This is a genomic window from Guyparkeria hydrothermalis, from assembly GCF_023555375.1.
In the GTDB taxonomy this organism is placed as follows: Bacteria; Pseudomonadota; Gammaproteobacteria; order Halothiobacillales; family Halothiobacillaceae; genus Guyparkeria; species Guyparkeria hydrothermalis.
This window is the reverse complement of the sequence record NZ_JAJSEE010000002.1, coordinates 483,579-492,423: the sequence shown is the minus strand read 5'-3', so window position 1 is coordinate 492,423 and position 8,845 is coordinate 483,579. Positions and strand designations below refer to the sequence as shown.

General features: G+C 67.8%; 8 protein-coding genes. 1 reads left to right on the top strand and 7 read right to left on the bottom strand.

What is annotated here, in order from left to right; all coding sequences use genetic code 11:
• Positions 1-173 precede the first annotated feature (173 nt).
• Positions 174-770 (top strand): Tll0287-like domain-containing protein, encoded by a 597-nt coding sequence (locus LV475_RS04925; protein ID WP_250105848.1) that lies wholly within the window; start codon positions 174-176, stop codon positions 768-770.
• 98 nt (positions 771-868) lie between these two features.
• Here the strand turns inward: LV475_RS04925 and LV475_RS11130 are convergent, their stop codons facing one another.
• The 7 genes from LV475_RS11130 to rpmF form a co-directional block, all read right to left on the bottom strand.
• Positions 869-3,238: a mechanosensitive ion channel domain-containing protein gene (locus LV475_RS11130; RefSeq protein ID WP_136866398.1), complete on the bottom strand. Its 2,370-nt coding sequence runs from the start codon at positions 3,236-3,238 to the stop codon at positions 869-871.
• A 143-nt stretch (positions 3,239-3,381) separates the two neighbouring features.
• Complete coding sequence (gene uvrC / locus LV475_RS04915) at positions 3,382-5,223, bottom strand: excinuclease ABC subunit UvrC (protein ID WP_136866399.1); 1,842 nt, start codon at positions 5,221-5,223, stop codon at positions 3,382-3,384.
• Positions 5,224-5,239: 16 nt separating this feature from the next.
• The gene (locus LV475_RS04910; protein WP_169303541.1) at positions 5,240-5,866 is read right to left on the bottom strand and encodes a response regulator; all 627 of its coding nucleotides are present in this window, start codon (positions 5,864-5,866) and stop codon (positions 5,240-5,242) included.
• A gap of 162 nt (positions 5,867-6,028) precedes the next feature.
• The gene (locus LV475_RS04905; protein ID WP_136866401.1) at positions 6,029-6,496 is read right to left on the bottom strand and encodes a CYTH domain-containing protein; all 468 of its coding nucleotides are present in this window, start codon (positions 6,494-6,496) and stop codon (positions 6,029-6,031) included.
• A 38-nt stretch (positions 6,497-6,534) separates the two neighbouring features.
• Positions 6,535-7,509, bottom strand: coding sequence for a beta-ketoacyl-ACP synthase III (locus LV475_RS04900; protein ID WP_136866402.1), 975 nt, complete (start codon positions 7,507-7,509; stop codon positions 6,535-6,537).
• Positions 7,506-8,534, bottom strand: coding sequence for a phosphate acyltransferase PlsX (plsX, locus tag LV475_RS04895; RefSeq protein ID WP_136866403.1), 1,029 nt, complete (start codon positions 8,532-8,534; stop codon positions 7,506-7,508). The genes LV475_RS04900 and plsX overlap by 4 nt, the downstream gene beginning before the upstream one ends.
• A 118-nt stretch (positions 8,535-8,652) precedes the next feature.
• Complete coding sequence (rpmF, locus tag LV475_RS04890) at positions 8,653-8,838, bottom strand: 50S ribosomal protein L32 (protein ID WP_136866407.1); 186 nt, start codon at positions 8,836-8,838, stop codon at positions 8,653-8,655.
• Positions 8,839-8,845: the final 7 nt, after the last annotated feature.

Below are 8,845 nucleotides of genomic sequence, written 5' to 3'. Positions count from 1 at the left end.
GCAACCTGATTATCCACCACCCCAACGGGGCTTGCGATCGGGGAGCAGGCCATAGATTGTTTGAGGCAGGCAGGATGGGTTCCACCCCTTGCACCCACCCCTACGGTCTACTATAAGCTGCGTGTTTGCCTAGATAGCCAACCCTTATCCTCATTAACGGCAAGGAGCATCCCGTGACGAAAACCAATCGAATCGCCCCCGCCCTGCTGACCATCGCCGGGCTCTCTCTGATCACCGTCCCCGCGCAGGCGGGCGAAGCCCCCTCGCCGGCGGTGCAGGCGCAACTGCAGGAGTACAAGGCCACCATGCAGGCGTTCGGCACGACCCTCAAGGGCGAGCTGCAGGCCGCGATGAAGGAAGGTGGTCCCATGGCCGCCGTGCAGGTGTGCAACGAGCGCGCCCCGGAAATCGCCGCGGACATGAGCCAGGAAAGCGGTTACACCCTGCGTCGCACCAGCCTCAAGCCGCGCGCCACGCCACCCACCGACTGGGAGCGCGCGGTGCTCGAGGAATTCGAGGCACGCAAGGCCAACGGGACGCCAGTCGCCGAGATTGCCTGGCACGAGGTCAAGGAGATCGACGGCGAGCAGCAACTGCGCTTCATGAAGGCGATTCCCACCGAGGGCGTCTGCCTGACCTGCCACGGTCAGGACGTCGACCCGAAGCTCAAGGCCGAGATCGACCGCCTCTACCCGGACGACCAGGCGACCGGGTTTGCCGAGGGTGACATCCGCGGCGCCTTCTCGATCAGTGCGGCGCTCGAGCAGTAACCCCCCTAGGGTAGGTCTGCACCAGCGGCCCAACGACAAACGCCCCGGCGTGGCCAACCACGCCGGGGCGTTTTTCATGGCGAAGGCCAAGTGGCGGGTCAGTCTTCCGGCGTCTCGACGTCGTCCTGTGCCGGCACCTTGCCACCCGGTCCGTCGGGCTTCTGGCCGCGACGGGAGTTGCGTTCCGATTCGGTCTCGTAGTCCTCCGCCACGCGCTCGTCCTTGAGCAGGTGCACGTTGGCCGGGGGCGAGGTGCCGTCCTTGTCCACGCCGAAGTACAGCGTGGTGTGCGGGAACGGGATCTCGATGCCGGCCTTGTCGAAATACATCTTGACCAGGCGGTTGTAGGCCCGCCCGACGGCCCACTGGTCGCCCGGCGTGGTCTTGATCATCACCCGGATATTGACCGAGCTGTCGGCCAGCGCGGTGACCCCGGGGATCTCGACCGGCTCGAGGATGTGGTCCTTCCAGTCGGGATCAGCGGCGAGTTCGTCGAACGCCGCCTTGAGCTGGGCAATCGCGTCGTCGATGTTCTCGCGGTAGGCGATGCCGTACTCGCCCTTGTGGTAGGCGTACTCGCGCATGTAGTTCGAGACGATATCCACCGACGAGAACGGGATGACGTGCACGGTGCCCGACAGGTCACGCAGCGACACCGAGCGAATCGACAGGCGCTCGGCCGTGCCGGTCACGCCGGCGGCGGTGATCACGTCGCCGGTGTTGATGGCGTTCTCGATCTGGATGAACACCCCGGTGATCACGTCCTGAACCATCTTCTGCGCGCCGAAGCCGATCGCCAGGCCCAGCACGCCGGCACCGGCGAGCAGCGGGCCGATGTTCACTCCGAGCTCCGAGAGGATGATCATCGCCGTGATGGTGATCAGGGCAATGGCAATCGCGTTGCGGAACAGGGACAGCAACGTCTGCAAGCGCGCCGAGGGCATGCCGGCATCGCTGTTGAGCTTCGCCTCGATCAGGCCGGTGGCCACCAGCCAGACCATCAACGCGATGATCAGCACGATCGAGATATCGATCACGGCGGCGAGCATCCAGCGTCCGCTGTCGCTGGCCAGCCAGGCGAACATGTCGACCAGGTTCCAGACCGAGAGCACGCCGAACAGCGCGACGATCCCGATCACCACCCGGACGATGCGCAGGATCAGCGGCACGTAGGTGTTCAGGCGCAGTTGCAGGGTCGGCATCCGGTGCAGCCATCGTTCGGGCACGCGCACCCCTCGGCCGATCCACTGGGTCAGCATGGCGGCAATGAAGATGGATGCACCGACGATGATCGCGGTGTTGAAGGTCGCCAGGGCGACGAACGGCAGCGATTCGCCGGGCCGGGTGATCGCCACGACGAACACGCCGGTGGCATAGATCATCGCCAGCCAGTGCCAACTGACGGCCAGCAGGCGAAAGGCCCAGGAGGCCACCGGCTGACGGCTGCGCTCGGCGCGCGTCAGCAGCGCGCCGCCCACCATTCCACGCGCCTTCCACAAGCGGCTCCAGGTATAGGCGAGCGCCAGGACGGCCACGCCCCAGCCGACCGCGCTGGCGAGATCGTCGCGCTCGGCAAGCTCGATGGCCGGCACGAGCAGGATGCCGGCGTAGCCGGTGAACCAGATCACGCGTGACAGCCAACCCGACCAGAACCGCGAATCATCCTCCGACAGGCGGAACAGGCGCAGGCCGGGCGATGCCGGGGCGAAGGCCGTGCCGATCAACAGCCGGGCCGCCTCGACCACGACGAACGCCTGCAGGGCCAGCCCCAGGACCGCGCCGGTGGTCTTGTCGCCGTCGGCCAGCCACCACACGCTGGCCTGGGCAGCCACGTAGGCGATGGCGAGCAGGACGACGCCGAGCGCGAGACTCGCGAGCACCGCGACACCGGTGCGGAACAGGCGATGCCGGGAGTTCGCCGACCGCGCGTAGGCATCCAGGCGGCGCCACACGCCGCCCAGCAGCCGTCGGCCGATCGCGAGCACCAGGTAGGCGATCACGAGCGCGGCCAGCACCCGCCAGGCAATCTGGCCGACCGCCACCCAATCGACGTCGACCCCGCCCTTGACCAGCCGCGAGCCCGCCCCGGCCATGTCGGCCACGGTACTGGAGACCACGCCCACCAGCCCCGAAGCGATGCCGTCGGCAATACCGGAGGCGTCCGCCGCCTGTTCGGCGTCGCTCGCCGCCCCATCGTTCGAGGATTCACCCTCGCCGGCGGACAATCGTTCGAGCTCCGCGATCAGCTCGTCGCGCTTGGCCGGATCCTTGAGCAGTTCGAGCAGACCGGCGTAGGGCCCTTCCGCGCTCGAGTCGGAACTGGAGTCGGCACTTGCCGTCCCATCGCTGGCCGCGGCCCCGGCTTGGCCACCCGCCTGCTGAGCGAGCGCGGGCCCGGCAACGATCAGCAGCAGCGAAACCACGAGGGCGCGCCACGTGGACAGCCTCGTCGACAGCCAGGCAGACACGTGGCGTCCGGGACGCTTGGCTTGTGGAACGGGGGCAGATGGCATGTAGGACGTCTCCGGCATGGGTCAAGGATCGTTGGACGATAACGGCAGCAAGCCTAGCAAAGGAATGCACCGGCAGCCGGCCGGGGCCGTGAAGGGGCTCAGCCGGCCCCACCCTCGTGGAACCACTCGTGGATGCGGGCGGCCAGCGTCGGCGAGATGCCCGGCACCTTGGCCAGCTCGGTGACACTGGCGCCCTTGAGCCCGCGGATACCGCCGAAATGCTTCAACAACGCCTGGCGACGCTTGCCGCCCACGCCGGGAATGCGCTCGAGGTCGGACTGCGTGCGCGCCTTCTGGCGGCGGGCCCGGTGACCGGTGATCGCGAAGCGATGCGCCTCGTCGCGCACCTGCTGGATCAGGTGCAGGGCCGGATCGTGCGGACTCAGGTGATCCTCGGTGTAGAGCCCCGGCGAGCCGAGCAGCGGCTGGACCAGGGTTTCCTCGCCGGGGCGTCGCTCCGGGCCCTTGGCGACCCCGATCACTCGCACGCGCCCGGCAAGCTCGCGTTCGGCCAGCACGTCGACCGCCTGGGCGAGCTGCCCCTTGCCGCCGTCGATCAGGAGCACGTCCGGCAACACGCCGGACTCGCGCACGGCGCGGTCGAAGCGGCGCGTCAGTGCCTGACGCATGGCGGCGTAGTCGTCGCCCGGCGCGATCCCCTCGATGTGGTAGCGACGGTACTGGTCCTTGCGTGGCCCATCCGGGCCGAACACGACGCAGGAGGCGACCGTCAGCTCGCCCTGGGTGTGGGAGATGTCGAAGCACTCGATGCGCTCGATCCGGTCCATGGCCAACCATTCGCCCAAAGCCTCGAAGCGACGCGTCAGCCCGCGACGACTGACCAGTCGTTCGTTGAGCGCGATGCGGGCGTTCTCCCGCGTGTCCTCGAGCCAGGCACGCGCCTTGCCCCGCCGGGGCACCAGCAGATCGACCCGGTGCCCGGCCTGTTCGGCGAACACGCCGGCCAGCCATTCCGCGTCCTCGGGCAGGTGATCGCACAGGATCCGCCGGGGCAGGTCGCGGTCGCTGTAGTAAAGACCCAGGAACCCGCTGATCACCTCGGCGGGATCGGCGTCGGCGGGCACGTCGGGGAAGAAGTGCCGCGTGCCCAGGTGTCGGCCGTCGCGAATGGTGGCCACGCCCACCGCCGAGATCCCCTGCTCGCTGACCAGCGCGATCACGTCGGCATCCCCGGACATGCCGGTGATCCCCTGCTGCTGGCTGACCGCGCGCAGCATGCCGATCTGGTCGCGCAGGGCGGCCGCCTTCTCGAAATCGAGATCGGCGGCTGCTTTCTCCATACGCGCGACCAGGTCGTCGATCAGCTTCTGGCTGCGCCCGGAGAGGAAGGCCATCGTGTCCTCGACGTCCTGGCGGTATTCGGCCTCGTCGACGTAGTCCACGCAGGGCGCCTTGCAGCGCTCGATCTGGTATTGCAGGCAGGGGCGCGAGCGGTTCTTGAACACGCTGTCCTCGCACTGTCGCACCTTGAAGACCTTTTCGAGCAGGTTGAGGGTCTCGCGCACCGCACCGGCCGAGGGATAGGGCCCGAAATACCGCCCCGGACGCTTGCGCGAGCCACGGTGGTAGGCCAGACGCGGGAACCGGTCGTTGGTGGAGACGTAGATCCAGGGATAGCTCTTGTCGTCACGCAGCAGGACGTTGTAGCGCGGCCGATGGGCCTTGATCAGGTTGCTCTCCAGGAGCAGCGCCTCGGCCTCGGTCTGGGTGGTGGTGATCTCGACGTCGGCGACCTGCTCGACCAGACGGCGCGTCTTGATCGCCGCGGGCGTGCCGCGGAAATAGCTGGAAAGACGATTCTTGAGGTTGCGCGCCTTGCCGACGTAGAGGATCTCGCCATCGGCATTCAGGAAGCGATAGACGCCGGGGCGCTCGGTCACGGAGGCCAGGAAGGCCTTGGCATCGAACCGGTCGGTCATCGAAACGGGACCGGTATCAGGCGGAGAGAACGGTGCGGCCGGCCTTGACCGCCAGTCGCAGCAGGTCGATATCGGTGCTGACGCCGAGTTTCTCGTGGATGCGGGCGCGGTAGGTGCTGATCGTCTTGGGGCTGACGCAGAGTGCCTCGGAGATCAGGGTGTTGTTCTTGCCCTCGAGGATCATGCGCAGCACCTGCTGCTCGCGGCTGGAGAGCACCTCGAAGGGATCTTCCTCGGGCCGACCGTTCTGCAGGGCGATTTCCTGGGCGATGCGGCTGGAGACATAGCGCTTGCCGTCGGCCGCCTTGCGGATGGCGCTGATCAGCTCGTCCGGGTCGGCGTCCTTGGTGACGTAGGCGTGCACGCCACAGTCGAGCACCTGGCGCGCCAGGGTCACGTCGGCCTCGGCGGTCAGGGCGACCAGGCCGAGGCGGGGATGGGCCTGGTGGGCCCGCTTGAGGCACTCGTAGCCGCCCATCCCGGGCATATGGATGTCGCAGAGGATCGCGTCGATCGCCTCCGTGCGCAGCTTGTCGAGCGCCCGCTCGCCGCTGTCGGCCTCGGCGACCACCTCGATGTCACGCACCCCGCCGATCAGGTGACTGATCGCGGCACGCACCATCGTGTGATCATCAACAATCATGACCCGAATCATCGGCAACCCTTCGTCTTGGTACGGACCAGCCCGTGTCGATTCCTCACCGTGCCTGGACTTCCGGCAGACGACCAGACCGGCCGCCTTCCCGCGCCCGGCTCCCACTCTCCCGCCACGCGCCACCCGGGGTGACGCCGACCAACCGGCAATTTACCACTGACTGTAGGGATTTTTAACCAGCGAGACGTTGTAGTACCTGGCATCGTGCGAGACCTCCTCGCCCAGCCAGGCCGGTCGGGCGAACGGCTGGTCGACGTGGTCGAGCTCCACCTCGGCGACGATCAAACCGTCGTTCTCGCCGTGAAACTCGTCGATCTCCCACAGGTGCTCGCCGTAGGTGACGAAATGCCGGGTCTTGTCGATCACCGGCCCGGTGGTCAGGTGATCGAGCATCCGTTCGGCGTCCGCCAGCGGGATCTCGTACTCGAACTCGTCGCGCGAGATGCCGAGCGTGCGGCTCTTGATGTTGAGCCAGGCCCGATCGCCGGCAATCCGTGCGCGCACGGAGACCGGCCCCTGGTCGTTGAGGTAACCCTGCACCATGCGCTCGGAGCGCTCGATCTGGTTACGCCAGGCCTCATCGGTCAGCAGGAACTTGCGTTCGATTTCCTTGGCCATGCGCGTCTCCGGGACGTGACTTGTGACGTGGTGGGCGCTCAGTAACGCAGCAGCGCCGACCCCCAGGTAAACCCGCCACCGAAGGCCTCGGTGAGGATGACGTCGCCGCGCTTGATGCGTCCGTCGCGCACCGCGGCGTCCAGCGCCAGCGGCACGGAGGCCGCCGAGGTGTTGCCGTGCCGGTCGACGGTCACCACCACCCGGTCCATCGACATGCCCAGCTTGCGGGCCGTCGCCTGGATGATGCGGATGTTGGCCTGGTGCGGCACCAGCCAGTCGATCTCGTCCGGGCTCATGCCGGCGGCCTCGACGGTCTGGTCGACGATGCGCCCGAGGGTGTTGACCGCCATGCGGAAGACCTCGTTGCCACGCATCTCGATGAAGGCGGTGCCGTCGGCCAGCCGCTCGGGATCGGTGGTCTCGGGGTCGGGCTTGGCGGTGGTCAGCAGCGACTCGTAACTGCCGTCGGCGTGGATGTCGGTGCGGATGATGCCGGGCTCGTCCGAGGCCTCCAGGACCACCGCGCCGGCGCCGTCGGCGAACAGCACACAGGTGTTGCGGTCCGACCAGTTGACGATGCGCGAGAGCGTCTCGGCACCCACGACCAGCGCGCAGCGGGCCGCGCCGGTCTTGATGAACTTGTCCGCCACCGACAGGGCGTAGACGAAGCCGGTGCAGACCGCCTGCACGTCGAAGGCCGGCGGGCCGTGGATGCCGAGCTTCTGCTGCAGCAGGCAGGCGGTCGAGGGGAAGGTGCGATCGGGCGTGGTGGTCGCCACGATGATCAGGTCGACCTCTTCCGGCACCCGGCCGGCGGCCTCCAGCGCCCGGCGGGCGGCCGGCTCGGCCAGGTCGGAGGTCAGCTGGCCGTCGGCGGCGATGTGGCGCTGCTCGATGCCGGTGCGTTCGCGGATCCAGCTGTCGGAGGTATCCACGATCTGCTCGAGATCGTGGTTGGTCATGACCCGTTCCGGGAGGTAGCTACCGGTACCGGTGATGCGCGAATACGTCATGCCTGGGAACGCTCCTGCAGCAGTGTCTCCAGGCGCTGGTCGATGCGTCGCGGCACGTCCTTCTCGATCTCCCTCAGCGCGACGTCCAGCGCATTGCCGAAGGCATCCACGTTGGCCCCGCCGTGGCTCTTGATCACGATGCCCTGCAGGCCGAGCAGGCTCGCGCCATTGTAGCGGCCCGGGTCGACCCGCTTCTTCAGCCGGGCCAGTACCGGCATCGCCATCAGGGCGGCCAGCCGCGAGAACACGCCACGCTTGAACTCCTGGCGCAGGAAGTGGCTGATCATCTTGGCCACGCCCTCGCTGCTCTTGAGCGCGACGTTGCCGACGAACCCGTCACAGACCACCACGTCGACGCCACCCTTGTAGATGTCGTCGCCCTCGACGAAGCCGATGTAGTTGACCGGCCCCGCCTCGAGCCGCTCGGCAGCGCTCTTGACGGTATCGTTGCCCTTGATCGCCTCGGCGCCGACGTTGAGCAGGCCGACCCGCGGCGAGGGGTTGTCGTCAAAGGCCTCGACCAGCACCGAGCCCATCACCGCGAACTGGAACAGGTGTTCGGCATCGCAGTCGACGTTGGCGCCCAGGTCGAGCACGTGGGTGTGGCCGGATTCGTTGGGCAGCGCGGTGCAGATCGCCGGGCGTTCGATGCCCGGCAGGGTCTTGAGGACGAACTTGGCGGTCGCCATCAACGCGCCGGTGTTGCCGGCGCTGACCGCGGCCTGGGCGCGGCCGTCCTTGACCAGGTCGATCGCCAGCCGCATCGAGGAGGACTTCTTGGTCCGCAGCGCGATCGCCGGCGATTCGTCCATCGCGACCACCTGGTCGGCGTGAACGATCTCGACCCGGTCGCGGTCGACGCCGCCCTGCTCGGCGAGGTGCTGCTCGATGGTGGCCTGGTCGCCGACCAGCAGCAACGCCGCCGACGGATGGCGCGACAGGAAACGGGCGGCGGCACGAACCGTGACCTCCGGTCCGTGATCGCCGCCCATGACATCAATTGCGATCTGGCTGGTCATCGACACCCCTTGCCCACGAAAGGACCGCGCATGACGACGCTACCCGAGTCACCGGCACGAAGCCGGCGCGGGCAGGCGCTGCCGCCCGACTGGCGGGCGGCACGCGGGCAGTCGGCGAAGGAAATCAGGCGTTGTCGCCGGACTTGGTGACCACGCGACGGCCACGGTAGAAACCGTCCGGAGTGACGTGGTGACGGCGATGGGTCTCGCCGCTGGTCGGATCGATGGACAGCTGGGTGTTCTTCAGGCTGTCGTGGGCGCGGCGGGAGTCGCGCTTGGCGCGGCTGACCTTGTTCTGCTGTACGGCCATGGTTTTC